The organism is Natranaeroarchaeum sulfidigenes (assembly GCF_017094485.1).
GTDB classification, from domain to species: Archaea; Halobacteriota; Halobacteria; order Halobacteriales; family Natronoarchaeaceae; genus Natranaeroarchaeum; species Natranaeroarchaeum sulfidigenes.
The window spans coordinates 1,524,974-1,549,117 of the sequence record NZ_CP064786.1; the positions used below are offsets into that span (position 1 = coordinate 1,524,974).

The following is a 24,144-nucleotide window of genomic DNA, read 5'->3' on the forward strand; positions in this document are numbered from 1 at the left end:
TGTTCAGATAAGGATTGAAAGGTGAGGCGATGCGTTTTCAAAGTGTTCTATGCCCGAAAACGCCCGCCTCACCGGTAGTATTGAATAGATTGACTTAGAGTTTGTTGAACGCGAAGCGACACCGGAGCTGCTGATGAAGCTTGGTATTCAGCTCCATCTTGCTGGACTATCACTTTCGAATACCGTTTCTATTCTCGAAGTATTTGGTGTCAAACGGGCTCGATCGACCGTGCACAGCTGGGTTCACAAGGCAGATCTACAGCCCGAAGCTGGTCAAAGCCCGGATCACGTTGCGGTTGATGAAACCGTGATCCGACTCAATGGACAGCAGTACTGGCTGTATGCTGCTGTTGATCCGGAAACAAAAGAATTACTCCATACAGAGCTTGAATCAACCACTACAACCGTTCTCGCTCAATCGTTTCTTGCCACAGTACGGGAGAAACACGATGTCGAAGACGCGGTGTTTCTCGTCGATGGCGCAAGCTCGCTCCAAATAGCCTGCTCACCACACGGCCTCGATTTCAGATACGAAAAACGAGGAAATCGGAATAGTGTCGAACGTGTTTTTCGAGAGGTAAAACGACGAACTTCTTCGTTTAGTAATAGCTTTAGTCACACCGAACCAGAAACTGCTGACAACTGGCTCAGATCGTTCGCCTTCGCATGGAATCAGCTTATCTGAACACGACCACCCTTGGAGGGTGCACTATGAAGACTCACGTTACTTTCGTACTCGATTCGTCGGGGTCAATGTCGGCAATAGAGGAGGATACGATCGGGGGGTTCAATTCGTTCCTTGAAGAGCAGCGGGATGAGCAGGGAACGACAACGGTTACGCTGTATGATTTCAATACGAACGTTGAGTGTGTTTATCAGGCGCGTCTGGTCGAAGAAGCACCGAAACTTGACAGCGGAAATTATACACCAAGTGGTCGGACGGCGTTGCACGATGCGATCTCGACTGTTTTAACTGAGATGAGTGATCGGATTTCGTCATTGTATCCGGATGCTCGTCCCGACAACGTGATTGTTGTTGTATTGACTGATGGAAAAGAGAACGCGTCCGAAACACCGCAATCGATGGTCCGAAGGCAGGTTGAATCTCGGCGAGAGGAGTTGGACTGGGAATTTCTCTTCATCGGTGCAAACCAAGATGCCGCCCTTACGGCGAGCAGCATGGGCATAGACACCGACCGTTCGCTGGACATGGCACACAGTAGTGAAGGAACGAGGGCAGCTTATGAGTCTACCTCAGAACGAATTCGACAGGCACGTGAAGAGGGTACGACAGGAGGGTTTGAACAGACAGACCGTCAGAAGCAAGACCAGGCGAGAGATTACGAGCAGTAGTATAACACCGACTGATTTAGGCAATCAACCAGACTAGGTCCTCAATCAATATCAGATCAAAATGAACCGCCAATTAACTTCTAATTCCGTGGAAGTTTGAGGGCATTCGGATCTGTTGATATCCTTAATAAATAATGAATTTGTCGACCATGCTGAATATCGAGCGCATCTATTGCGTCTTTCTCTATCGAAAGGTACTCCGAGTCAAGTTTTGCACGTTCAGGATTGACAAAAATACTAAGTATTCGGAAAAAATACTAGCTTCTAAAGATGGGCCAGGATTTACATTATTCCGTTGGATCCTCACCAACTGATCCCACCGATATAGAGAGCATCTCCGACCTGCGTGACTGGATGGGGAGATGTATCGAACGGTACGAAAATCAAGTTGCCGAGTTTGAGTCACCAGTCCCTCATGGACGTGTCTACATTGCCAGAACGATCCGCTATCGCTCTGGCGAAGGCCTTGTCCAGACCGGGAGTGCGCCGAGTTTCTTCGGTGGTCTGTGGAGCCTTGCAACCTGTAAGAAAGGAATGCGCGGTGAGCCAGAGGGCGACAACTCACCCAACCCGGACCACCCCTTTCAGAGGCTGTTCCACGATTCGGATGAGAACGGAGTCCGCCGGCCAAAGTGTCCCGTGTACATCCTGCCGTCTTCCTCTAGGAGCAAGTCTGGGAATGACAAGCGGCCTGGGGTCGGATCTCATCGTAATTGGCTGACCAGTGTAGCAATGGTCACGCACGGCTTCGATAGTATGGAGGATTACGGCGCGTACCTCCGAAGGGCGCACGACGGAGAAGCGGTGGCGAACCGCCTGACCCACGTATCAGACCGACCGAAAATCGCAGAGAATCGTGGTGACTGTCACGTTGATGACGATGGCAACGTCCGATATCCGCCAAATAAGCACCAGCATGGAGACGGCAGTGGTGAACCCAAATGTGGGTGTGGCAACACCTCTGGAGGCCTGAACCCGTATGACCACGTCGACAACAGTGAATTCCACGTGAAATGCGTCTCCGAGTCTGACTATTGGCTTGGCTGGACGGAACCAACCTTCGCCATCAAGCCCGAGGATGAGTTTAATGTCGGTAGCCCGGTATCGAAGGGGCTCGACGATATCTTGAGCCGCTTTGAGGCGGTTCCTGGGGGGCAGTGATGTCGTTGGTGTTGGTCGGAATCGCCGCCGACTCACAGAACGCGTCCAACTGTCCTCCCATCTTCGACGATGGTCAATTCGAGTATATTCCGATTCCCGAGCAGTACGAAACCACGGAAACTGCGACGTACGCGAGCGAAGGCCACGATAAGTACCTCTCGTACGTGGTTTACGATGGCGAGGAGACGGCGGCATTCGATAACGTCCCAATCCACTACGACCCCAACTTCGAAGCCCTCACCTTCGGCGACCCCGGGAAGTCCCGAAGCAAATTGCTTACGCTTGCACCCGACGATATCATCGGGTTCTACTCCGGACTCACCCCTCCCGGACAGAGGAGACCGAAGCACCGCTACCTGATTGGCTATTTCGTCGTTGATCGGGTCGTGGATTTCAACTCGCTCAACGAGGAACAGATCTCAACCGAAGTCGAGCGAAACCGGCAGAATGCTCACATCAAACGCTACTTGAGGTGCAGGGATCGGAGGCACCTCGAAGATCTCGTGATCGTCCAGGGAAAGAGACCAGGCGGGCTGTTGGATGAGGCGGTGAAGCTGAGTGGTGGCCGGCCCGACGCTTCGAACTACTACTTCACGAAGGAATGGCTTGACGCGTGGGAACCCTCCACTGAGTATCTAGGAGGCATCAAGCCCGTGATAGCCGCTGATATCGGCAAAGCGGAGTTCATCGACTCACTGGAACGCGTGGCGGGGATATACATGTGAAAACAACATAGCGAAGATTACTGCCAGCACGCTCGTCTTATCTGAAGATTACGACGACTATCTCTATATTTGGTCGGACGGGCTGTGGTGAACTCATCCTCTATATTTAGTATGCCGATTCTCTCATCCGCCGAGTATTTCAACAGAGCTGAATATCTTGTGGCGGGATAGAAGGTTACCTGTACATTCCGCCTCGGGGTCGCCGGCTACGATTCTGATACACCTTGACAGCAGATGCAATCAGGAGAATCACGAGTCCAGTGAAAAGGATGAGTGCGCCTGTGAGGTTGGCTCCGAGTAGCCCGGATATCCCGATAGCAACTAAGTAGTACCCAAAGACACCTGGGAGTCCCGCAATGGCGTACGCGAAGAGGGTGGCACCAATCGTGGTGAGGATAGGTATGAAACTAAGTACGATAACGCCAGAATATAGATAAGTTGTCACTTCCTCGTTTACTGGTGCATCGTGTATGGCGTCAACAAGCGAGAGGAGGAAGAGCTGGAGGAATGGGATGATAACCGACGCCATCAACGTATTCACGACGGCCCGCTCGAAGAGTCCCGCCGTCGCGTCTGCTGGACCTCTGGACATCTTCAACAAAGCTGGTTATTTAATCTATGACATCGACTGATACGATGCTTCGACCTCCTTTGGAAGAACGATATCAATGACCCAATCAGAGCCTTGTTCATCAGCGAGAAGATCAACAATTTCCTCTGTGTACTCAAGTATGTCATCACCATCAAGTGTAGCGAATATTCCTGACCCACCCTCGGCAGTCCAACCGGCGGCATCCGTCACGATCCGTACATCAGCGCCATTATTTATGATTCTACCGAGTGCAAGCTCGAGGCTGAACGGTGCTAGCGGATCGACCGTAGAATCCTCTAACGACGATTCGAGGTGGTCGGCACGTTTGCCGGCCGCTCTGACGAACCGACGAAGACGGCGGAGGACTTCCTGGCGATTATCGAGTGATGCCAGTGTCATCTGGATGTTCCGAACGTGAGTTGCATCGTTCTGTCCGATATAGACTCGTCTCTCACCGGGATCATAGTCTTCGATTTGCCCCTCGTTTTCAAGCAGAAAGTCGATCAGGTCCTCATATATATCTCGACGACGCTCGACAACGTCGTTAAATTCGTTCAGGACGTTTGGACTGACCACTACGTCGACTTTGTCAGATTCGAGAATCGCCGTCGAACGGTTCCGTTCCCACTCTCGCTGCACGAAACTCACCAAGATACAGGTATCAACAAAGACCGACTCGGGGCTGTCCTCACTGGCCATGATCAGAACTGATATAGTGATCAGCGAGCGCAGTGATTCTTTCCTCGATCTCGTCATCGCTCGCCGGGTAATCCGTGTAGTCGGGTTTCAACCCAGCGTTCTCAAGTTCCTGCTCGAATCGCTCGATATTTTGCTTGAGTTCGGATTCGAACTCAGTAAGTCGCTGTTGCCGGTTCGAACGGAGGTCATCCTTGGCTGGCCCTGTCGCTGTCTCTTGTGAAATGATGAGACAGGGATACCGCCACACGTAGTAGTAGAAGAAATCCTGCATCGAACGGACTGCAGCCACATGTTCTTGTTCGAATTCATCAGGTGAATGCTGGGCCAACATCATCAGTCCGTCTTCGATGAGGTCGGTCCCATGAACGACCCCGTCGAACGTTGCCGATAACGTCTCTAAAGACCGAATCGTACAGTGGAGATCAGATATTTCGAGTTCAGCCGTCTTCACCAACTCCCCGATTGGTTGATCGGGCGCATTCCCTTCAATTTGGTCAGCAACGGTCGTTTCAATATCCCGTAAATGTGTACGAAGATGAGTGCTCTGGACGTAGAGGTCGCGGTACTTCGGAGGAGCATGATCGAGATAGAAATTTTGTAGGAACCGCATCGTATGCTGGTGCCACACTTCTGGGATTACGGAGATATAAAAATCGACAATATCTCCGTGCTTGTCGTCGATATCATTATTTCTATTCGGAGAGCTTTTAGTGTCGTCTGTTTCTGTGTCAGTGAAGAGGATCGGATCGATATCGGCCGACGTTGTGTCCTCATTAACTTGCGTCGATAAATCAGTGAAGCGTGTTTCAATATCAGAAGCGAAGAATTCGTCGTCTGAGGCAGATACGTCATCTATGGTTCCAGAAGACTCCACGTTAGTGGCGGCTTCGGCCTCTACATTGTCACAGAGAGGCGAACCGTCACTGGACTCTTTGATTGTCGGTGTCTCGGTTTCCGGGAGCTTATCGAAGGCTGATTTCAGGCCGGTGGGAGTTCCGGAATCTCCCGGGAGAACAGCACCAGCAAGATACCAGCTATATGTGACGGGAAGGTCGAACTCATCGATGGCTAGGTACAGTAATTTCTGCAGCTTCGTCTTGTTCGCGTATGTAGGGTCGACGTCGTCGAGTTGTGCCATCGCTTCCGCGATGCACGTGAGTAGTTCGTCGACGACGTCCTGTTCTGCGGATGTTAATTGTACCATCGATAATCTCGGAATGGCGTGATAGTACGAGGGACTTCCTCGGTAATATATCTTGATAGTGTAGTTATCGTCTTCGTGTCCGCCATCGGTATCTGTAACACAATTTCAACCGTGGGATGAGCCTTGATAGGGAATTAGGCGTTCTCCACCCCGTCTAAATAACTCTTGACGGTCTGCCACTGACGTGACAACGTTACAACGCTCACAAACGCTACCGAGGCGAGATCTTCTTGCACAACCTCTTCTCCACATTGTTTAGCAGCACCGTAGAGGATTGCCGCAGCAACTCCTGTAGGACTCTGTCCGATGTGTTTTCCATCTTCGGCCATAGCGCGGGCGATATGGTATGCACACTGGCGTGTCTCGCTGGAGAGACCCGCCTCAGATGCAAAACGAGGGAGAAATACCGATGGCTCTGGAGGGGCCACCTGAAGGTCGTACTCCTTTAACAGTCTACTGACTGCATTTTTTATTTTCTCGAGGGAGACAGGGGACTCGTCGGCGATTTGCTTGAGGGGAAACGGAACGTGGTGTTCTCGGGCAGTTACGTGAAGACAAGCAGCTCCCATCGACTCTACCGAGTGACCGACCAGGAACCCATCGTCAGCAACACGCCGGAAGAGGAACGCCGACTGCTCGGTGAGGGTATCGTTTGCCTCCAGGGAACTTGTGAGTGCGCGAAGCTCTTTGAGGCCGTGTCGGAGTGTCCGGTTTTTATGATTCAGCCGTTTGTTATACCGACTCCAGAAAGCAGTTTCCGAACTATCATTGCCGACCCGGGTTCCGACGCTGAACCGACTGATAGATTGTGTTGGCCCGGTGCGCCGCTGTTCCCGGGGTGTCCACCCCGGTTCACTATGTTTGAGTTCAGTTTGCGTGTGAATGGCCCCACAAGAGTCACAGTACCATTCGCCTGCAGGACTACGAGTGAACGTCTTCGCGTCGCATTCGCTGCAGCTGGATGTGGTATCAAAATCTTCAGCAGGAGTTTGATCGACCTTGTTGGCTGATGATTCCCCAGTCGTTTTGTTTTCGAAGGCGACACGCCGTGCTATGGATTGTTGGCGAGAAGACATGGGTTTCGGTGAGCAATGAGCGCAGTGCAGCCGCTGATAGGTACCACTGGCCGAACTACACGAAAGACCAGTTGCTACCGGCTGTCGTGAACGGGCTGTGTTTACGCTGGTGGTTTTCGAAGGCGATCCCAACAATCCATACCGGTGCGGTAATACCGGTCAGCTACTGTTTGTACTTTATTACTTTGGTGTATTATATTTTTCGGCGCTAACTCTGGGAAGCAGATTTCTCACTGCCACTTACCGAATGTCACAGGTTACTCCTGTTCTATCAGGATAGCACCTGATACTTAAATTGATAACTCGGAGAGTCTCCCTTCCTTTTGCTTTCCTCGCCTATCGATAGTCACCTTGGGGTCCGGGTACGTCTCATCTGAGAGTTCTCACTCATTTCCTCTTCAATAACTATTGATAAAAGAAACACAGCCAGAATGTCTGTTATCCATTTATAAACAAAGGAACTCCTGTGTGGGTGACACGATGGGACAATGTGAAAATAATCGGGAGGAAGAAATCAGTTTAAAAACCATCTTCGACACTCTTAGCTCTCCCAAAAGACACTGGCTGATCATGGAGATCTCCGATAGGAGCGCAGCTGATGAGATTAAATTAAATGAAATATGTAAGCGCATGCAGGAGCAGTCAGAATTTATAGAGATATATCATTGTCACTTACCTGTCCTCGACGAGAACGGAATTATCCACTGGGATAGGGAAACGGACATTGTCGAATCCGGTCCATATTTCGAGGATGCTGTATCAGTCCTTGAGCAGTTCGTGTACCAGGAGGAAGGGTGAGCGAAGTCATAGGAATCTACACTATGAGACGATTCTAACCGCGCAAGGTGGGGTATGGCTCGACTGCCGCTCATATCATCCACGGTTTCGCTTTAGGGAATGAGCCTTCGCCAGTGTTGTTTCCGTCCGTCTGAATTGTGCAGAAAATGACGACGAACAATCGAAGTGGACGGTAAGGCGGAAACGGTGATTATCGTTATCGAGCCATAGTTTAATTCTATCGTTGTTGGTAGGGTTGACCTCGTGTGAGTATTTGCTGCATACAAGCTCTGTAAAATTCCAGAGATACTGAGACAGATCATTACTTGGGTGTCTGAACAGGGGGAGTGTGTGGAACTAAACTCAAAGCTTATGTATTCCCAAGATATTCTTCAAGTATGCCCGAGAGTTTATCGGAACATGAGTCTCGGTCGGATTCTGTGCAAGAGGCAGGCCAACGAACTCTGATAATTGGCGAAGAGAAGCCAATCCGGATCAGTACTGGCCATCGAATTTTGCATCATGATGGGAAGTGCTCGCGGCCCCACGGCCATAATTACGAAATCACCATCAAAGTAACAGGCGAACTCACTGAAGAAGGGTGGGTTGTGGACAAGGGTGATGTGACGGATGTTATTGATGCGTGGGATCATCGGTTCCTCGTTGAGGACGGCGACCCGCTCATTGAGGCGTTCGAGGAAGCCGGTGATGGAGACTCCGTTGTCGTGCTTGAATATCCACCGACAGCGGAGGTGATGAGCGTGTTGCTCGAAGAGGAGATGCTGGAGGCGTTCCCGGACACAGTCTCGGACGTGTCGGTATCGGTGCGTGAAACCGGGGAGCTCTGTGCAACGTACTGATGCCGGTGGCGAGTGACACGGAGGAGTCCGAATTCGATGCTGAGGGAGCTGGTGAGGGACTCCCGATCAACGAGGTGTTCTACTCGCTGCAGGGGGAAGGGACGCTTGCGGGCGTGCCGTCAGTGTTCGTGCGCACCTCCGGATGTAATCTGCGGTGTTGGTTCTGTGACTCGTATCACACGTCCTGGGAACCGACCGGGGCATGGCGTGACGTTGAGTCGATCGTCGAGCAAGTCCAATCCCACGAGCAAGCAAGCCACGTCGTCCTTACGGGTGGTGAACCATTGATTCACGACGAGTCGGTGGAGCTATTAGAACGACTTGCAGCGGAGGGATATCATACGACTGTAGAGACCAACGGGACGATTTACCGGGATGCACCGATCGATCTGGCGAGTATCAGTCCGAAATTGGCGAGCAGTACTCCGACGCCTGAGCGTGACCCGAAAGGTGAGGGAGAATGGGAAGAGAAACACGAGCAAGAGCGGATCGATATGGACGCCTTATCACAACTGATCGATACCTACGAGACGCAGTTGAAATTCGTCGTGACGGGTGAGAGTGACCTGCCGGAAATCACGGCCCTGATTGATCGGGTACGAGCGGAGACGACATCTACTGTAGCGGATGATGACGTGTTGTTGATGCCGGAAGGGATGACGCGCGAACAACTCGACGGCACGCGTAGCGAGGTGGCAGAGATTGCCATGGAGTACGGATTTCGATACACGCCACGACTTCACGTGGATCTGTGGAACGATGCTCCAGGAACATGACCACGATTCAGGACGGATCGATCGAGACGCTGCGGCCCTCGAAATCTGGCGTGACTATCGGAGTTCGTCGCGGAGTACAGCAGAACAACCGATCGCGGAGTGTGACAAAACATGAGTACTGAGAGTGCAGTAATTCTGGTTTCGGGCGGGATGGACAGTGCGACTGCCGTCTACGAGGCGATGGAGCAGGGCTACGAGCCGTATTTGCTCCATACGTCGTATGGGCAGCAAACGGAAGACAAAGAATTCGAATGTGCGAAGGCCCTCGCTGAGGAGGTTGACGCAGCTGACTTCCTGCATATAGAAACGGGCCATCTCGCTCAAATCGGCGCATCAAGCCTGACTGACGAAGACATGGACGTGGCTGACGCTGATCTTGAGAGTGACGATATCCCAACATCGTACGTTCCATTTCGGAACTCGAACTTGCTGTCGATGGCAACATCGTACGCGGAAGCAACCGACTCCTCGGCCGTGTTTATTGGTGCCCACTCGGAGGACTTCTCCGGGTATCCGGACTGCCGGCCGGAATTCTTCGAGGCGTTCCAGAACGTGATCGACGTAGGGACCAAACCAGAAACGCAGATTGACCTGAAAGCGCCATTTGTCGAGTGGTCGAAAACCGAGATTGCGGAACGGGGATTAGAGCTTGATGTGCCCTACGACATCACGTGGTCGTGCTACCGTGACAACGAACCGGCCTGCGGGACGTGTGACGCCTGTGCGTTCCGTCTAGAGGCGTTCCGGAATGCTGGCGCACGAGACCCAATTCAGTACGCAGAGCGGCCGCAGTTCTCGTAATCACTGCTCTATGAGTCGGGGAGGAAACAACGCAAACTTTGTGATCGCTTCCCGCCAATAATCGCTCCTCAACTGTCGAACCCTGCTTCCCGAAGCGCATCTGAGATACTTCCAAATTCATCTCGATACGCGAGAAAACCAAAATTAGTGTGTCCATCAATCTCCTCTGCAGTCGGAGGGCTACCGAGTTGCTGGTACAGCCCAACCAGTTGTACAAGCATCTGTCGCCTATCCCGACTACCCGCCTCCGTATCGTTGTCGTCGGTCTCGTCCGGTTGTGCGTTTGAGCCAGACGACCAGGTCAACCCGATGTCACCGTCTCGGATACGCTCGATGTTTTCCATGACTGTTCGAAGCTCAGTTGCCACATCTTGTGGGCTCGGCAAATTCCCACCCGGGCCAAATCTCGCGCACGACGGACAGACCTGTAGCGATGCATCAAACTCAATCTGCCAGTCGTCGAGTCTGTTGTCAAACCGATGGCGACAAACATCACATTCTGACGAGTCGTTTGTTGGGTCGTCAAATGAGAACTCCTGAAGAGCATCAGCTAGCGATTCGTACCGATCTCTTGCTTTTTCGTACTCTTCCAACGCAGTCTCGTATTCCGAGTTCTGGAATGCACCGTTGCCTGCTGCTGCGTGATCACGTGCATCTGCTGCGAGTTCGCGGACCCTCTGATGAGACGTGGAGAGATCAAGGCTCTGTTGACGTACACGGATGCAGTTCAGTTCTTGATTGATCTTCGGTATTCGATCGGGTGCCGACTGGGTCGCTGACCTACGGGCCTCCTCTAACGCGTTGACCGCCGTTTCGTATGCCTGTGCTGCAGCCTCTGTGTTGCCGTCGAAGTGAGCCTTGTCACCAGTGTCAATAGCGTTCTCAGCTTCGTCGACAAGTTCGTCGATCACCTGCTCTTGTTCATCGGTTTCGATCTCATTGAGCGTTCTCTGCACCTCTTGGCACCGACTTTCAGCAGACGAAGTGTCGTACTCGAATACGTTTGCACGCTGGAAATGCCGAAGCGCTCTTTCCATTGTCTCGATGGCTATCTCGTACTCGCCGAGATTTCTCGCTTCCTCAGCTTTGTTCTGTAATCGCTGCCCTTCCTCAAAGTGGACGGTGTAGCAGAACTCGTCGGCGTTTGCGTGACCGAGCGCATCCCACGTGTGAGCCTCGTTGTTAGTCTCAGCTATGTGGTCAGCCACTACTAGGACTGATCCGCCGAACGAGCACGTATCCACAGGACAATCCACGAGATCGTTCATACAGCCCCCAGTTCGGTTGGTTTGTTCATCATCAACCCATTATAAGCTGTCGGGCTTGAACCCGCACAGAATCGATCAGGCACTCACGATGCACTGAAATCGGTGAAACTCGCGTTTCCTGTCAGTCAAGACGTTTTTCGAACGCTAATTCGCCAGGTGAGTACGTGTAACGCTTGATTCCGTTTTCTTCGCAATGTTCTGTTAATTTTGAGGGCCAGACTCCCTCGTCGTCGAAGTCGTGTTGACTGATGGAAAAGAAAACGCGTCTGAAACGCCACAGGATGCAGTCCGTGAGCGAGTTGAGACCCGACGCGAGAAAGACGACTGGGAGTTCTTGTTCATCGGCGCAAATCAGAATGCCGCCTTGACAGCTGATCAGATGGGGATGGACAGGAACAAGTCATTGAACATGAGCCACAGTGGCGAAGGGGCTGAAGAAGCCTACCGATCAACAGCACAAAGTGTAAGTAGGGCTCGACAGGACGGTCGCATGGGCGGCTATACTCAGGAAGATCGACAGCGGCAGGACGATGCTGAGGGGTCGTGATCCACGCTCGCTCAAATCATGTGTATTCGATATATTTTGTGTCCGACTGACACCCGCCACAGCCCGGCCCCGTTGGCTCACGTTGTACACACGACAAGGGCTAAGTAAGCTGGCTCACAATGTACACATTATGAGTGGCGATAAGAAGCGCGTCCAGTTCCGGGCACCACACCGGCTCATCGACCGGACCGACGCCCTCGCGGAGGTGCTCGGTGAAGATCGGACGAACATCCTCGTGACCGCGCTCCGGGAGTATCTACAAGAAGCCACGCACGATGACGCGCTGACCCAGGAGATCGCCGCGGCCTACTACGACGACGAGATCACCGTCGAGCAACTCAAATCACTCGTTGGTGCTGAAGAGGCAGCAAATCTTCGTGTATTGAAACAGCAGTTAGACGAGGACTTCATCGACGAGGTTGCTGACGCATAGATGTCGACGCTCGTTGCCGATGCCTCCGCACTCGTCAGTCTCGGAATCGTTGCTGACAGTGATCCTGATCCGCTCGCGCTCTGTCTCGCCAATTACGAGGTCGTCGTCCCAACAAAAGTCCTTGAGGAGCTCAACGAGATCGCCTCGTATGATGACGCGCACGGTCGTGCTGCATCTATAGCCCTCGATCGAACCGAAGCGTACGAGACACGGTCAGTTGCGCTTGACGCCGAGTTTCCGCTTGACGATGGCGAGAACGCGGCCGTCACTCTCGCAAACGACCTCGATGCTGCGCTTTTCCTCTGTGACGAGTTCAACCAGCTTGGCTTGATTCACGCCTCGCTTGCTGACACACGGCTCGTCACTACGCCAACGCTCCTCTCGATGCTCGTCCGAACTGAACAGCTATCAGCAGTCGATGCACAGCTACTTCTCGATACAATCAGCGATGCCCGTAGCTGGGGCACGAACAGCTACGTGCAACGGGCCCGATCGTTGTTCGAGGAGCACTGACACCGATCCTATCGTCCTCTGTTCTCGGTCCCCTACGTCGAAGATCACGATGATGGAATGTTCTGTGAATGTCGTTGGAATCGATATCCGAACACGCACGCTACACGGTTCACTCCCATGAGCCACCATCTGCTACCGATATCTCTGACCTCGAACTCTCGTCACTTCTTCCACTCGACCGTTATTTCGCTGTGCGCCAGTCGAGCCGTTCTTCGGCGAGCCGCTCGGCATACTCCGCTAGTTCAGGGTCCGTTTGTTCGTGCTGTGCGGAAAATTCAGTGAGTGCTACAGCGATGATGATCCGTTCGAGGCGAGTGTGCTCTGGCATCAGTGGTGTTGGATTCGGCTTGTAATATGAATGCGAGGACGTGTATCGGATGACCTATTGTTACTCCTGAGCTCGTCTTGCCTGAGGGACAAGTGTCTCGTCAGAACTATATCGACTGTGTCAGAACCAATCCTACAATGGCTGGGACAGACGAGGAGTCGATCGATTTCGATGTCGACGCGTTGGAAGGGAGTGCTTGGTCAGTCGCGCGACTCAACGCTGAACTCGACGCAGTCCTGACAGACGCCATCGATCGGTTTCCCACGTATGTCTACGGAGAAATTTCGGACGTCAACTCGTACGATTTTGGGACCTTTTTCGAGCTGCGGGATATCGACGACGAGGCCGTGATTTCGTGTATCGCGTGGTCCCAATCAGTTGCAACCTTCGAGCAGCCACTCGAAGAGGGAGCCGCAGCGATCGTCCGTGCCTCGGTTGATTTTCATGCAGAACGAGGGAACACGCAACTAGTCGTGGCAGATTACTGGCCGGCTGGTGATTCCGCGCGCACACAGGAACTTGAACAACTGCGATCCCAACTGGAATCGGAGGGATTGCTCGCCGAGGAGCGGAAGCGTCCGCTTCCGGAGTATCCGGAGTGTATCGGTGTCGTAACGTCGCTTTCTGGGTCCGCACGGGAAGACTTCGTGAGTAGCGTTCGAGCCCGCGCACCGGGGGTAACGATCCAACTCTGTGGCGCGACGGTCCAGGGAGAGAACGCTGTTCCATCGCTTGTCGGCGCAATTCAACGGCTCGAACGCGACTCTTCGGTCGATATAATCGTCGTCACGCGTGGTGGCGGGTCCGATGCTGACCTCTGGTGTTTCAACGAAGAACCGGTCGTCCGTGCAATCGCTGATGCGTCGACTCCCGTTGTGGTTGCGATCGGCCACGAAGACGATGAGACGCTCGCGGAAGCCGTCGCCGATCGGCGAGCGATGACGCCGACCGATGCGGGTGTGGCGACGACGCCGAATATGGACTCGGTTCGACAGTCCGTCACGCAAGTAGAACGCCGTGTGGAGAGTGCGTATGCAGCACTTGTTGAGGAGCGACTTGTCGAGTACCAGCACCGTATCGAGACCGCGTATTCAGCGCTTGAGCAACAAATTGCAGCACAGACGGCGACACAGCAACGACTTACCGATCTCGATCAGCGCATTGCATCAGCATACACCGCCATCGTCGAGACTCGGTTGACGACACTCGACCAGCGAATTGACACAGCAGTACGAGACATCGAACATGCTGCCGAAACGGATGCTGTAACGGCTCAGGCTGTCCAAGGGCGTGTCGGTGATCTTGAAGCACGGATCGACAGAGCCTACCAGCATCACGTCGACCAGGAACTCTCAGCACTGGATTCTCGAATCGACAACGCGTATCGAGAGATGGAGGCGGACGCCAAGATCGAAGCTGGGACGGCCGAAGCACGGCGTCTCCGCATCGTCGTTGCTATTCTGATCGGGCTATTACTCCTTGGGGCCGCGTTGGTTGTGCTGTTGTTGATTTGAATGCTGAAATCCACATAGCCAAGTTGCTGGACTATCATCTTCCCGCCATGGCTGCATACGAGGATGTCGATATCGAGTCGCGGATCGACCGTCTCGAAGAGATTGCTGAGACACTTGAAGACGGCGAAGTTGGGCTGGAAACCGCCAAGGAACTCCGCGAGGAGGCGGATGACCATCTTGTTGCGTTGCGGAAGGCACTGGATGTGGATGATGGGGAATTAATCGAAATAGACGATGCTGGTAGCACGGCCGAAGACCACTGAGTAGTTGGGGACCGAGAATATATTTTGATAGACTGCTTACACTGTGGCGTAATCGATGGGACCCACGGTAGCAACAGATGGTTCGCATCACGTTGACAGCGTTGCCGATCTCAGAAGCTCAGCATCAGAAGGTCCTCCGACGATCGTCCAAATTAGTGATATCCACGGCTATTTGGAGAGTGCTCGCAGTGCACTGTTGGCTGTCGGAGAAGTTGATGAGTTCGATCCCATCGTCGAAGCTGATGATCAGGGTCGACTCCACTGGGCCTGCGATGACGAGTATGTTCTTGTGTTCAATGGCGATATGGTTGACCGCGGGCCTGCCAGCGACGAATGTCTCGACCTAGTATGGCGACTCCAGTCTGAGGCACCACCTGGACACGTCCGGTATCACCTTGGGAACCACGAAATGGCATTGGTGCTTCCCGATGTGCTTCACTGGCCGCACTGGTACGTCGGGAACCAGCCCCCATCGGTCAGCCGAATGTATTATACTGCAATCCGCGAGGGGCGCATCTCTGTAGCGTTCGAGGGGTACGAGTACACGTATACTCACGCGGGTTCGAACGATCCGATCGATGTCTCGTCACTCAATCAGTCACTGCAGGATGCTGCACGGATGTTACTTGCTGCAATGGACGAGAACGAATGGGCGCAGGTACAACAGGAACTCGTCGATCAATATCCGGCGGTGTTTGGAACCGGTGGGACATCAGGACGTGGTCCAGGTGCGGGTGTTCTCTGGCTCGACTACCAGTACCTGTCCGACGATGCTCCACAACAAATTGTCGGACATACCCGACAGAGAAAGCCCACCCGCGATGGGAACGTGATCTGTGGCAACGTCATCCGGAAAAACCAGGGCTCGATCGGTGGTGAAGGTGTCATTGTCGAAACGCCTGACGACGTGGGAGTTGTGGTACGGAAAGAGGACGAGTCGGCGTCGTGTACGTTCTTTTCAGAAGTGGAATAAACATTTGACTCAGAACCGTCTGATTTACCGACGATAGTGAATGGGAGCTGGGAGCGGGCCTAAAGCCGATCAATCAGTCATGCTTCGAACAAGATCAGCAGTACAAACATGTAGCTTCATGATAAATCGTCCCCAGAACTGGAATCCACGCTATCGGTGTGCAAGCCATGTGCAGACGCCGAAACAGTTATTCATCTATGTGCAGAACATGCACATAAGATGAGCACGAGCGATGACCCACGACGGGTCCATTTTCAGTCGCCGGAGTACCTCGTTGACCGGCTTGACGCGATTGCCGATCTCTTCGACAAAGATCGGACGGATCTGCTCGTCGAAGCTATCCGCGAGTATATCGAAGAGACCGCTGACAGCGAGACGTTCCAGGAGCTGGTCGCCACGAAGTACTACGACGGCCAGCTTGAGTTCGAAACGGTCAAGCAGTTGGTCGGCGCCGAGACTGCTCAGCGACTCCGTCTCCTCAAAGCCGACCTCGAAGACGAACCGCTCAATATCGACGCGCCCGATGATGTCGACGTCTATGATGGCGATGCGATCACGGTCGACACCGTAGACGACGATCGATGAGCGGATCACGACTGCGAACCGTCGTGGGCGACACCAGTGCGCTGGTCAGTCTCGCTGTTCCTCGTGCGGACACGGCGTCCGACACTAACGACACCCCGGACCCGTTCCAGTACCTGCTTACCTCTTGTGACGTGTTCGTACCACCGGAAGTAATCGAAGAACTCCGCGACATTGCACAGTATCAGGATATACACGCCGCTGCTGCGAACAACGTCCTCGCCGCCAGCAACCACTACACGGTTCGGGATCCGTATGAGCGCGACGACACCCCGGACGCCCGTCCGACGTTCGGCCTCGACGATGGCGAAACCGATGGCATCATCCTTGCGAATGCGCTCGCCGTCGACGGGTTACTCACCGACGAGTTCGGTGGGACGAACTTCCCACTGATTCATGCTGTACTCCAGGGGCCGCGTATCGTCCCGACGCCGCGGCTCATTTGTGACTATGCCCGGAACGGGCATATGGCTCACGCGGAGGCTCGGACACTCATTACGGTGATCAGCTCACATCGGAGTTGGGGGAACAGTCCCTACGTCACGCAATTGCTCCAAATCCTCGAAGAGTAGACCGGCTGCAAGCGATTAATGGAAAGAAGGATTCTGCTTGACGTACGCTAGATCGACGACGAAACAGCTGTCTGTCAAGCCGTGATCCGGCGTTGAATAACCTGCTCTCGTGCGTTTTCTCGTCAATCACGTCGAGTCATTAGTCGGGCGGCAGCCAAGCTGTTCTTCGGCGAGCCGCTCAGCATACTCTGTTAGCTCAGGCCCCGTTCGTTCGTGATGTGCGGGAATCCAGTCAGTGCGAGAGCGATATACCCAATGGACACAGGAATAGTAATGAAACATTCAGAAATCCCTGCCGGTGGCGTCGTAGCGTCATCATCAATGAAATATTCGTTGACCTTACCGTAGAGAGAACTAACCTCTCGGGCGAAACAGATCTGGACCTATACGAAAATAAATGGAAGACGGCAGCCGGATTAATGCTCAGGGTGAAATAAGCCCGATTACCTGAGAAGATGCGGAATTTGATCAGAGTATTATAAGTCTTATTCCAGGGCTTACCTTTTTAAGTAGGTGGTTATTTTACAGGTTTGCAATGACGGACAATATGAATGGTGACGGCGGGGGTAATGACCGTATCAAAGACAAACGGATAGCTGTACTCGAAGAAGTCGAGCAGCTTGGACGAGAAGCATTGACCGAAACCGACCAGGGTCTCGATCACATCGGGACGAACATCAACATTGCAGAGAATAATCTGTTGGATGATAGCGAGTACAACTACGCTATCCGGATGGCATTAGTTCAGATTCAGCAGGCGGTATCACAGCCAGAAGACGGGGAGAAGGCAATGATTGAGCGCATCGAGCGATATAGGAGCGAACTCGCAGCGAAGGCGGAACTCCCCCCGCCGGAACAGCTCGAACGATAATACTCGCCTCTTTTTGAAGATTCCACTACTTCTGAGGGCTTACCCTTTTAAGTAGCAGAGCCATCAAATAATATTAAATAGATGTCACGTGAAGTATCAGAACAGTCAAACTGTTGGAATCTCTCGGTATCGACTGGGGAAACCTATGGCGCCCCGACTCCCGACTCGATTACCGATCTATGTCAGTACGTGGCCCCGCCTGAAGGCATAATCGAACACGAAACCACGGAACTCCACGGAGATAACGCTGAAGAAAACTTCGATGAAGAGCTCCTCGAAGTGATCACGACGACAGCCCACACGATTGTTTCTCGACTGGACGGAAACATAGCGAGTGACTGTCAAGACGAACTGGCTGCTTGGTGTGATTCCCACGGGCTTAACTCGATTGATCAGTGTGAGCGACGAACTATTATCGCACGACAAGCGGTGTTCAGCCTCTGGCTCAAGGCGTCACTCTACGAGTGGTATCACGACCGCGGCGAGCTTCCCTCGCTTGGATCCGATCTGCAAGAGGCGTTCCAGCAAGCAAAAGATAAGACGGAGTGTCCGGGCTTCGATCAAAACGTACTCGATGAAGTAGTGCACCTTGCAGATGAAGCACACAAACAGGCAGTCGTGGCCCAACGGCATCGACTGGTAAACTCGACAAAGCCCGCAGTAGTCATCGGACGGCTGTACGAAGCACTGCTATCGAATGACGGGCGAGATACTCTCGGGCAGTACCGCACACCACAATCGATTGGACGGGTGATGCGGAGGTGGGCAACCACCAGCGGAGACACCGTGCTTGACCCTGGAATGGGTTCGGCAGCATTATCCTCTCCCGGATTCCCCGGCTGGATGCTGCATAGTGACCCCGATCACGTGCACGGCATCGATCGCTCGCCACTCTCCCGACTCATGGGAACTGTCACGCTTACTCTCGTCGGACAGGAGCACACGACTCAGACCACAGATTACCTCTCCATTGCACCACAACAGGTGTCGGAGACGGTCGATGCGATTGTCTGCAACCCTCCCTACGTACGATACAACGAGTTGTCGACAGAGTATCGAGCAACTCTAAACGAGCAGGCAGAACGGTTAGCTGGCTTCGAAATTCCCGGCAAAACCCCGTTGCACGGGTACTTCATCTACCATGCCGGTGCGTGTCTTTCACCCGGCGACCGTATGGCTATCATCGTCCCGCATCACGTCCTCCATCGCCAGTACGGTGAGGCGATCAAACGTTACTTATTGGATCGCTTCCGTATTCACGGTCTCGCGCTCTACGATCCGAAGAAGGAATCAGTGTTCGACACAGCTGATACGACGGCACTCCTGTTGTTCCTCGAAGCCTCAAGCCAAACTGAACCCGCTGGAACAACTCGCCTCATTTCCATCGAGGACGTAGAAAACACCGGATGGCACCGCGAACTACAAACAGATACCCCGGGAACTCGGGACTGGGGACACGTAATCCACGTTGAGCAACCAGAGTTACAACCCGAGGAGGACTGGTCTCAACAACTTAAGACGCTCACTGTGGACACAACTAACCTGACTCCACTCTCTGAGATTGCCGATGTCACGCGCGGGATCTCAACCGGAGACAACGGGTTTTTTTGCTTGTCCCAAGCCGAAGTTGAGGAGTATGGAATTGACAACCAGCATTTGCAGCCGCTCATCCGAAAAGTATCGACGGTAACCGGATACGAATACCGCAGCAACGATTGGCGAGCCCATCGGGAAGCCAACCGGGAGGCCTGGTTACTATATCTCGATGATCTTGACGAAGTTCCCGCGGAACTTGTTGAGGCAAAAGAGACGCGGGGAACGTGGGGAGTGGCCAATCTGTCGAGGGACGAACCTGTGCAACGCTCTGCTGGCGTGTATGACTACCTACACGAGGCGGTTCCGGACATCACTTCGACGAAACTTCAGAACAGAGCGCCATGGTACCGAGTTGATCGCCGGGACTCACCTCAGATTGTCATGCCAACACTCTCGCGTGACGGATTCGATACGATTCTCAACCACTCGTCCGCGCTGATCCTGAACAACGGGAACGGAATCTACCCTGACCCATCACTGACTCAAAACGAAATCAAAGCACTGGCCGCATTCCTGAACAGCACCGTTGGCGAAGAGTTGCTTCGATACCACGCGGAGACCCGGCCAAGTGGTGCCTATCGAATCACGTCCGGATCACTCGGCGATGTGCAGGTCATTGACCCGCGAATACTGGATCCAGATGTCATAGCCGATCTCGCAGCTTTGTTTGACGAGCTATCGGAACCTGGGTCTGACGACGGAAACACCGTTGACCGAATTGACGCTGCGTTGGCCGATTCCATACTCTAAGCGACTGGCCATTCAATCCAGTGTTCCGGTCCTCCTCTTGCGTGTATCGTCCACAATCTTGACCAAGCAATCTAACGACCAGTACCGGGAATTCAGGTTATAGACCAGCCCACTTGAGGGCGATAGGTCACCCCTCGGTCACGTCCACGGTTGTCGAGTATGTTTCACCGAAAACGTGATGTTCAGTCATATCAACACGTCGAAGGTTGCTATTGACCGACGCTTCGACGCGGTATCCCTTCTCGACGAGGTCGTCAGTACAACTGAATCGGAACTATCGTGAGTTATGGGCCTAGTCGGGAGAACTTTCGGTACATCCGCTTCCATCGGCGGTACGCCGTTTTCGCAGATTTGATCCCAGCGAGCACTTCCGCGAAAGTAGACGGTTCGGCTTCGGCTTCCGTAATCGCTGTCGGTGCGACCGCATTTCCCGAGTGAACGGCATCGTGACATGGTTCACACAACGTAACGAGATTCTCGAAGCGGTGAACCCCACCACGTGATTTCGGAACGATGTGATGAGCGTGTAATTCGACATCACCATACGGCCCCCCTCGGCGACGGCAGTTTTCACACTGGTAGTCGTCACGGCTGTACACTCGCTGTCGACGCCGATCCCAATCAGGAGGGTAGTCCTGCGTTGATTGGCGGACGACCCCCGTTTGAGTCCGGTTTTCTTCGACAGTTACGGGGGCATCGAGGACTTCCTCAAGATCGACATCGTCTGGATCGATCGTCTCCTCTTCCTCCGTAAAGATGTCCAGCTCAACGACCTCCTGCAGATCGTCAACACTCTCCAGGGCGGCAGGATCGACATCCACCTCGTCAAGAAACTCACGAACTGTCGCGGGATCATCGTCCTGAACATCTTCATTCTCAGTGTAAGCGTGCCTACCGCTGTCGGGCGTTTTTCCCGTCATGAGTCTTGAGCTATTTTATCGTTTGGCATTTTTGCCATGATATGCACTATCGACTTCCGTGCGTACCGTCGGGGTTATACTCAAATGGTGTACAAATCTCACCGTCACTTGCGATCCACAGTTTTGACATGCACCCATAGTCATCCCTCCTACTCATCGTGTCCGCTCTTTCGAGTCGGTCGTCTTCCGTAACGGGTTATTTTGACTGGTTGTACATACAACTAGCCCATCCTGAGCCATCACTCTGGGGAAGGCAACCTAAAAAGAGACCTCTGTTAGTGGAGTGTAGACCTGAACGGCGATACAGTCGTGCTGTCAGCCGGGAGTTCATACTGTGGGCACACATATGTCCATTTATTGCCCTCTAATGGCGAGAATCTTGGTATTCTAGCGCGAGGGTTTATACGTAACCGTTAATTAAAATCATTTGTATCGATTATGGATACAGAAAACGGAAGCAAGGAAATAACAGACGCATTGGAAGGAATGGTCGGAGAGGACGCCGATCACGTCGAAAAAGAGCGGCAAGAGTGGTATGATTGGATGAGAGAGAAGGGGAAATCCCCGCTCAAGCACGAACCGGTGGCGGAATCGAATGCTGATAATTACTATCGTCGTCTCGACCAGCTCCATAGGGCTGCGATCGAGTACTTCGAACCAGACGACAAGGCCTGTCTCACCCCCGACCAAGCAGACGAACTGCTGTTGCTATTGGCACGCGATGAGATACAAAAAGAGAATGACGAGGATTACTCGTCTGCCTCGAAAAGAAAGTTCTCAGACGCGCTGAGAAAGTATTTCAGTTGGAGATACCATGAGGGGCCTCTGGACTTTGAGTGGCGGCCGAGAGTCAATTTTACAGACGGGAATCACACGTCAGCTGCTGAATTATCATACGAGGAGATGGGGTTGTTGTTGGAAGCAGCGCAATCGTACCATAAACTTCCGTCCTACTACGACACCCCACCGGAAGAACGCGACAGGATCAACGGCCTCGTTGCACAGCGACTTAGCAAACCAAAAGAAGATGTCGTGCGAAAGGATTGGCAGCGCGCAGACCAGAGCAGTAAAATCTCTTCACTCACCAGTGTTGGATACGACGCTGGCCTACTCCCGGCCGAAGTCGAAGAAGCAGAGGTCAGCTGGTATAAACCAGATCAGCAGATTTTGAAGATCCCGCGCGAGAAGGCTGCAAAAGAGCGAGAGAAGTTTGAGGTGTCATTGTCTGACGAATCGTGTGAGTGGATGAGTCGCTGGGTACGAGAGCGACGACACCTCGCAAAGTATGATGGATCCAATAAACTCTGGCTCAACAGAGAGGGGAACCCGTACCAGTCAGGGAGCCTGTGTAATATCGTACGGAAGCTCTGTGAGGAAGCCGACATACCGACTGAGGACCGCGAAGTGAGATGGTACAGTCTCCGGCACACCCTGGGCAGACATATGAAATCGGACGGCAGTCTGGCGCAAGTGAACGATCAACTTCGGCACGAAACGTTCGAGACTACCGTCTCTACATACGGTGATTCGGCTGCCGAAGAAAGACAACAAACTCTCAACAAGAGCCGTCGGAAGGCAAAGCGAGCTGCTGAAGATCCCGAGTATAACCCATACGCGGACGACAATGCAGACAACACCAGCGAGCAGGTATCGAGATCATCAAGCGACGCGGATAAAGTTGTGACTGACGCTGGAGGGGGAGATGTACACATCGACGCCTTCATCGATAATACGAGCGAAGCAAAAGTCGATATCACTCGCAAAATCTTGTCGGACCAAGAATCGCCGGATGATCGCTCGTCGACTTCGGACGACTAGCCCATCCGATCCAGTGCGTTTTTGCGGTCCTCTACGGGTGCCTGATCGTACTTCATCGTCGTCTCAGGGCTCCGGTGCCGGAGCTGGGTTTGCGCTGCTGCGAGACCCTCTTCACGGGCCATATAGGTTCCAACCGAGTGCCTGATAGAGTACCAGCTCATCTGTCGGTTCTCGACAGAGATGTCCGCGTACTCACACAGCGTATGCAGTACCGACCGAAGCGACGCCGATTGATACGGGTTCCCCGCCTCGTCAGCCACAGCGCGTCAGTATCATCGTACTTGTCGATCACCTTCCGCTGTTCGAGCCAGTACTCCAGCATCTCGATGGTTTGGTCCCGAAGACTCACGATCCAGTTCTCGACGTTTTTCGATGACTCCTCACGCGGGATTCGCAACACCCCGTTCTCTAGATCCACCCACGATGTACGGGCACGTTCGACTTCGATCGGGCGCAGCCCCCCGTCCAGACTCACGCTGACCAGACTTGGGATCTTCCAGCTGTTCGCCCGCTCCCAGTCTTCCTCGGTGAGTTCCTCTTTCGGTTTCTCGAATCGCTGAGCAAGATATGCTCGCCAGCGATCGCGGTCATCACCGTACACGCTCTCGCGCTTGGGTACACTACCGTATTCGAGTGCTGCGTCCCGGATCTTTGGGCGTTCCTCTCGGGTAACGTAGTCTCGCGGGGTTGTCGACTGGTTTTTCCGCGAAAACGTAATCTCCGGATCCCACTCCTCGCCGCCACGCTCGTGCTGACGCCATTTATACAGCATCATCACCGCCTTGCGACAGGCGCTCTTGTGAGCGTTCGAGTTCTCCTGTCGGGCGAGGTGGGTCAGGTATCCGTCGGCGTGAGCAAGCGTGACGCTGGACGTGTACCCTCCTTCTTCTTGCCAGACCCAGCGGTAGAACTGGTCCATTCGATACGCCCGGTTCTTCACCGTTGTCTTCGCATACCCTTCAGCGTGCTTTGGGTCTTTGCCGAATACCAGCAGCCATTCGAGACAGTGTTCTCGCTGCGTTCGGTAGTCAACGAGTTGTCGTTCATTAAGTAATTCTTCTGAGTTTTCCGTGACGACAGTGACCCCTTCGAGGGGGGTAGTTGCCTGGTCGTCGTTATTCATTGCCTGCCCTCCGATTTGGAACCCGGTTCGTTGCCCATCGATTTCGCTG

The 24,144-nt window shown here is 53.3% G+C and carries 26 protein-coding genes and 1 pseudogene; 19 read left to right on the forward strand and 8 right to left on the reverse strand.

The annotated features are described in order from the left end of the window. Positions 1-88 precede the first annotated feature (88 nt). The 4 genes from AArcS_RS08000 to AArcS_RS08015 all read left to right on the forward strand — a co-directional run bounded on the left by AArcS_RS08000 (position 89) and on the right by AArcS_RS08015 (position 3,239). Positions 89-685 carry an IS6 family transposase gene (locus AArcS_RS08000; protein WP_238479991.1) on the forward strand — a complete coding sequence of 199 codons (597 nt, stop codon included), beginning with the start codon at positions 89-91 and terminating at the stop codon, positions 683-685. Between the two features lie 26 nt (positions 686-711). Further along, positions 712-1,353, forward strand: a complete 642-nt coding sequence (locus AArcS_RS08005; protein ID WP_238476875.1) for a vWA domain-containing protein — start codon at positions 712-714, stop codon at positions 1,351-1,353. 270 nt (positions 1,354-1,623) lie between these two features. Further along, positions 1,624-2,514, forward strand: coding sequence for a hypothetical protein (locus AArcS_RS08010; RefSeq protein ID WP_238476876.1), 891 nt, complete (start codon positions 1,624-1,626; stop codon positions 2,512-2,514). Next, positions 2,514-3,239 carry an Nmad3 family putative nucleotide modification protein gene (locus AArcS_RS08015; protein WP_238476877.1) on the forward strand — a complete coding sequence of 242 codons (726 nt, stop codon included), beginning with the start codon at positions 2,514-2,516 and terminating at the stop codon, positions 3,237-3,239. The genes AArcS_RS08010 and AArcS_RS08015 overlap by 1 nt, the downstream gene beginning before the upstream one ends. A gap of 175 nt (positions 3,240-3,414) precedes the next feature. Here the strand turns inward: AArcS_RS08015 and AArcS_RS08020 are convergent, their stop codons facing one another. The 4 genes from AArcS_RS08020 to AArcS_RS15940 all read right to left on the reverse strand — a co-directional run bounded on the left by AArcS_RS08020 (position 3,415) and on the right by AArcS_RS15940 (position 6,810). Beyond that, positions 3,415-3,831: a hypothetical protein gene (locus AArcS_RS08020; protein WP_238476878.1), complete on the reverse strand. Its 417-nt coding sequence runs from the start codon at positions 3,829-3,831 to the stop codon at positions 3,415-3,417. Between the two features lie 24 nt (positions 3,832-3,855). Continuing rightward, on the reverse strand, positions 3,856-4,530 hold the full coding sequence (locus tag AArcS_RS08025; RefSeq protein ID WP_238476879.1) for a DUF8169 family protein: 675 nt from the start codon (positions 4,528-4,530) through the stop codon (positions 3,856-3,858). Continuing rightward, on the reverse strand, positions 4,520-5,734 hold the full coding sequence (locus tag AArcS_RS08030; RefSeq protein WP_238476880.1) for a DUF8098 family protein: 1,215 nt from the start codon (positions 5,732-5,734) through the stop codon (positions 4,520-4,522). The genes AArcS_RS08025 and AArcS_RS08030 overlap by 11 nt, the downstream gene beginning before the upstream one ends. A gap of 134 nt (positions 5,735-5,868) precedes the next feature. Then, positions 5,869-6,810 (reverse strand): transcription initiation factor IIB, encoded by a 942-nt coding sequence (locus AArcS_RS15940; RefSeq protein WP_375139597.1) that lies wholly within the window; start codon positions 6,808-6,810, stop codon positions 5,869-5,871. Between the two features lie 570 nt (positions 6,811-7,380). Between AArcS_RS15940 and AArcS_RS08035 the strand changes: the two genes are divergently transcribed. The 4 genes from AArcS_RS08035 to queC all read left to right on the forward strand — a co-directional run bounded on the left by AArcS_RS08035 (position 7,381) and on the right by queC (position 10,024). Next, the gene (locus AArcS_RS08035) at positions 7,381-7,608 is read left to right on the forward strand and encodes a DUF7344 domain-containing protein (protein WP_238476881.1); all 228 of its coding nucleotides are present in this window, start codon (positions 7,381-7,383) and stop codon (positions 7,606-7,608) included. A 377-nt stretch (positions 7,609-7,985) separates the two neighbouring features. After that, positions 7,986-8,447: a 6-pyruvoyl trahydropterin synthase family protein gene (locus AArcS_RS08040; RefSeq protein ID WP_238476882.1), complete on the forward strand. Its 462-nt coding sequence runs from the start codon at positions 7,986-7,988 to the stop codon at positions 8,445-8,447. Beyond that, the gene (locus tag AArcS_RS08045; RefSeq protein ID WP_238476883.1) at positions 8,447-9,223 is read left to right on the forward strand and encodes a 7-carboxy-7-deazaguanine synthase QueE; all 777 of its coding nucleotides are present in this window, start codon (positions 8,447-8,449) and stop codon (positions 9,221-9,223) included. Before AArcS_RS08040 ends, AArcS_RS08045 begins: the two co-directional genes overlap by 1 nt. Before the next feature lie 111 nt (positions 9,224-9,334). Next, positions 9,335-10,024: a 7-cyano-7-deazaguanine synthase QueC gene (gene queC, locus AArcS_RS08050; RefSeq protein ID WP_238476885.1), complete on the forward strand. Its 690-nt coding sequence runs from the start codon at positions 9,335-9,337 to the stop codon at positions 10,022-10,024. Positions 10,025-10,092: 68 nt separating this feature from the next. Here the strand turns inward: queC and AArcS_RS08055 are convergent, their stop codons facing one another. Next, positions 10,093-11,292 carry a homing endonuclease associated repeat-containing protein gene (locus tag AArcS_RS08055; RefSeq protein WP_238476887.1) on the reverse strand — a complete coding sequence of 400 codons (1,200 nt, stop codon included), beginning with the start codon at positions 11,290-11,292 and terminating at the stop codon, positions 10,093-10,095. A 241-nt stretch (positions 11,293-11,533) separates the two neighbouring features. Here AArcS_RS08055 and AArcS_RS08060 point away from each other — a divergent pair, with 241 nt between their 5' ends. From AArcS_RS08060 to AArcS_RS08070, 3 genes are all read left to right on the forward strand, one after another. Continuing rightward, entirely contained in the window at positions 11,534-11,839 is a 306-nt protein-coding gene (locus AArcS_RS08060) for a hypothetical protein (protein WP_238476888.1), read from the forward strand. Between the two features lie 130 nt (positions 11,840-11,969). Beyond that, positions 11,970-12,272, forward strand: coding sequence for a hypothetical protein (locus AArcS_RS08065; protein ID WP_238476889.1), 303 nt, complete (start codon positions 11,970-11,972; stop codon positions 12,270-12,272). Further along, complete coding sequence (locus tag AArcS_RS08070; protein ID WP_238476890.1) at positions 12,273-12,785, forward strand: PIN domain-containing protein; 513 nt, start codon at positions 12,273-12,275, stop codon at positions 12,783-12,785. It begins immediately after the preceding gene. A gap of 181 nt (positions 12,786-12,966) precedes the next feature. On the opposite strand, the gene AArcS_RS08075 is transcribed toward AArcS_RS08070, so the two are convergent. After that, positions 12,967-13,113, reverse strand: coding sequence for a hypothetical protein (locus tag AArcS_RS08075; RefSeq protein ID WP_238476891.1), 147 nt, complete (start codon positions 13,111-13,113; stop codon positions 12,967-12,969). 137 nt (positions 13,114-13,250) lie between these two features. On the opposite strand from AArcS_RS08075, the gene xseA reads away from it, so the two are divergent. The 7 genes from xseA to AArcS_RS08110 all read left to right on the forward strand — a co-directional run bounded on the left by xseA (position 13,251) and on the right by AArcS_RS08110 (position 20,234). Further along, complete coding sequence (xseA, locus tag AArcS_RS08080; RefSeq protein WP_238476892.1) at positions 13,251-14,627, forward strand: exodeoxyribonuclease VII large subunit; 1,377 nt, start codon at positions 13,251-13,253, stop codon at positions 14,625-14,627. A 47-nt stretch (positions 14,628-14,674) separates the two neighbouring features. Beyond that, positions 14,675-14,890, forward strand: coding sequence for an exodeoxyribonuclease VII small subunit (locus AArcS_RS08085; protein WP_238476893.1), 216 nt, complete (start codon positions 14,675-14,677; stop codon positions 14,888-14,890). A 55-nt stretch (positions 14,891-14,945) separates the two neighbouring features. Then, complete coding sequence (locus AArcS_RS08090; protein ID WP_259372663.1) at positions 14,946-15,863, forward strand: metallophosphoesterase; 918 nt, start codon at positions 14,946-14,948, stop codon at positions 15,861-15,863. A 219-nt stretch (positions 15,864-16,082) separates the two neighbouring features. Next, positions 16,083-16,448, forward strand: coding sequence for a ribbon-helix-helix domain-containing protein (locus AArcS_RS08095; protein WP_238476895.1), 366 nt, complete (start codon positions 16,083-16,085; stop codon positions 16,446-16,448). After that, complete coding sequence (locus AArcS_RS08100) at positions 16,445-17,017, forward strand: hypothetical protein (RefSeq protein WP_238476897.1); 573 nt, start codon at positions 16,445-16,447, stop codon at positions 17,015-17,017. Before AArcS_RS08095 ends, AArcS_RS08100 begins: the two co-directional genes overlap by 4 nt. Before the next feature lie 535 nt (positions 17,018-17,552). After that, a complete protein-coding gene (locus tag AArcS_RS08105) occupies positions 17,553-17,888 on the forward strand; it encodes a hypothetical protein (protein WP_238476899.1) in 336 nt (111 codons plus the stop codon). 81 nt (positions 17,889-17,969) lie between these two features. Next, positions 17,970-20,234: an HsdM family class I SAM-dependent methyltransferase gene (locus AArcS_RS08110; RefSeq protein ID WP_238476900.1), complete on the forward strand. Its 2,265-nt coding sequence runs from the start codon at positions 17,970-17,972 to the stop codon at positions 20,232-20,234. A 284-nt stretch (positions 20,235-20,518) separates the two neighbouring features. Here the strand turns inward: AArcS_RS08110 and AArcS_RS08115 are convergent, their stop codons facing one another. Beyond that, positions 20,519-21,154, reverse strand: a complete 636-nt coding sequence (locus tag AArcS_RS08115) for an HNH endonuclease (protein WP_238476901.1) — start codon at positions 21,152-21,154, stop codon at positions 20,519-20,521. 438 nt (positions 21,155-21,592) lie between these two features. Here AArcS_RS08115 and AArcS_RS08120 point away from each other — a divergent pair, with 438 nt between their 5' ends. Further along, the gene (locus tag AArcS_RS08120; protein WP_238476902.1) at positions 21,593-22,972 is read left to right on the forward strand and encodes a tyrosine-type recombinase/integrase; all 1,380 of its coding nucleotides are present in this window, start codon (positions 21,593-21,595) and stop codon (positions 22,970-22,972) included. Here AArcS_RS08120 and AArcS_RS08130 read toward each other — a convergent pair. Next, a pseudogene (locus AArcS_RS08130) lies at positions 22,969-24,095 on the reverse strand (tyrosine-type recombinase/integrase). The gene AArcS_RS08120 and the pseudogene AArcS_RS08130 sit on opposite strands and share 4 nt — an antisense overlap. Between the last annotated feature and the right edge of the window lie 49 nt (positions 24,096-24,144).

Coding starts and splice junctions, on each gene's coding strand:
- AArcS_RS08005 (WP_238476875.1), top strand. CDS start 712: ATGAAGACTCACGTTACTTTCGTACTCGATTCGTCGGGGTCAATGTCG.
- AArcS_RS08010 (WP_238476876.1), top strand. CDS start 1,624: ATGGGCCAGGATTTACATTATTCCGTTGGATCCTCACCAACTGATCCC.
- AArcS_RS08015 (WP_238476877.1), top strand. CDS start 2,514: ATGTCGTTGGTGTTGGTCGGAATCGCCGCCGACTCACAGAACGCGTCC.
- AArcS_RS08020 (WP_238476878.1), bottom strand. CDS start 3,831: ATGTCCAGAGGTCCAGCAGACGCGACGGCGGGACTCTTCGAGCGGGCC.
- AArcS_RS08025 (WP_238476879.1), bottom strand. CDS start 4,530: ATGGCCAGTGAGGACAGCCCCGAGTCGGTCTTTGTTGATACCTGTATC.
- AArcS_RS08030 (WP_238476880.1), bottom strand. CDS start 5,734: ATGGTACAATTAACATCCGCAGAACAGGACGTCGTCGACGAACTACTC.
- AArcS_RS15940 (WP_375139597.1), bottom strand. CDS start 6,810: ATGTCTTCTCGCCAACAATCCATAGCACGGCGTGTCGCCTTCGAAAAC.
- AArcS_RS08035 (WP_238476881.1), top strand. CDS start 7,381: ATGGAGATCTCCGATAGGAGCGCAGCTGATGAGATTAAATTAAATGAA.
- AArcS_RS08040 (WP_238476882.1), top strand. CDS start 7,986: ATGCCCGAGAGTTTATCGGAACATGAGTCTCGGTCGGATTCTGTGCAA.
- AArcS_RS08045 (WP_238476883.1), top strand. CDS start 8,447: ATGCCGGTGGCGAGTGACACGGAGGAGTCCGAATTCGATGCTGAGGGA.
- queC (WP_238476885.1), top strand. CDS start 9,335: ATGAGTACTGAGAGTGCAGTAATTCTGGTTTCGGGCGGGATGGACAGT.
- AArcS_RS08055 (WP_238476887.1), bottom strand. CDS start 11,292: ATGAACGATCTCGTGGATTGTCCTGTGGATACGTGCTCGTTCGGCGGA.
- AArcS_RS08065 (WP_238476889.1), top strand. CDS start 11,970: ATGAGTGGCGATAAGAAGCGCGTCCAGTTCCGGGCACCACACCGGCTC.
- AArcS_RS08070 (WP_238476890.1), top strand. CDS start 12,273: ATGTCGACGCTCGTTGCCGATGCCTCCGCACTCGTCAGTCTCGGAATC.
- AArcS_RS08075 (WP_238476891.1), bottom strand. CDS start 13,113: ATGCCAGAGCACACTCGCCTCGAACGGATCATCATCGCTGTAGCACTC.
- xseA (WP_238476892.1), top strand. CDS start 13,251: ATGGCTGGGACAGACGAGGAGTCGATCGATTTCGATGTCGACGCGTTG.
- AArcS_RS08085 (WP_238476893.1), top strand. CDS start 14,675: ATGGCTGCATACGAGGATGTCGATATCGAGTCGCGGATCGACCGTCTC.
- AArcS_RS08090 (WP_259372663.1), top strand. CDS start 14,946: ATGGGACCCACGGTAGCAACAGATGGTTCGCATCACGTTGACAGCGTT.
- AArcS_RS08095 (WP_238476895.1), top strand. CDS start 16,083: ATGAGCACGAGCGATGACCCACGACGGGTCCATTTTCAGTCGCCGGAG.
- AArcS_RS08100 (WP_238476897.1), top strand. CDS start 16,445: ATGAGCGGATCACGACTGCGAACCGTCGTGGGCGACACCAGTGCGCTG.
- AArcS_RS08105 (WP_238476899.1), top strand. CDS start 17,553: ATGACGGACAATATGAATGGTGACGGCGGGGGTAATGACCGTATCAAA.
- AArcS_RS08110 (WP_238476900.1), top strand. CDS start 17,970: ATGTCACGTGAAGTATCAGAACAGTCAAACTGTTGGAATCTCTCGGTA.
- AArcS_RS08115 (WP_238476901.1), bottom strand. CDS start 21,154: ATGACGGGAAAAACGCCCGACAGCGGTAGGCACGCTTACACTGAGAAT.
- AArcS_RS08120 (WP_238476902.1), top strand. CDS start 21,593: ATGGATACAGAAAACGGAAGCAAGGAAATAACAGACGCATTGGAAGGA.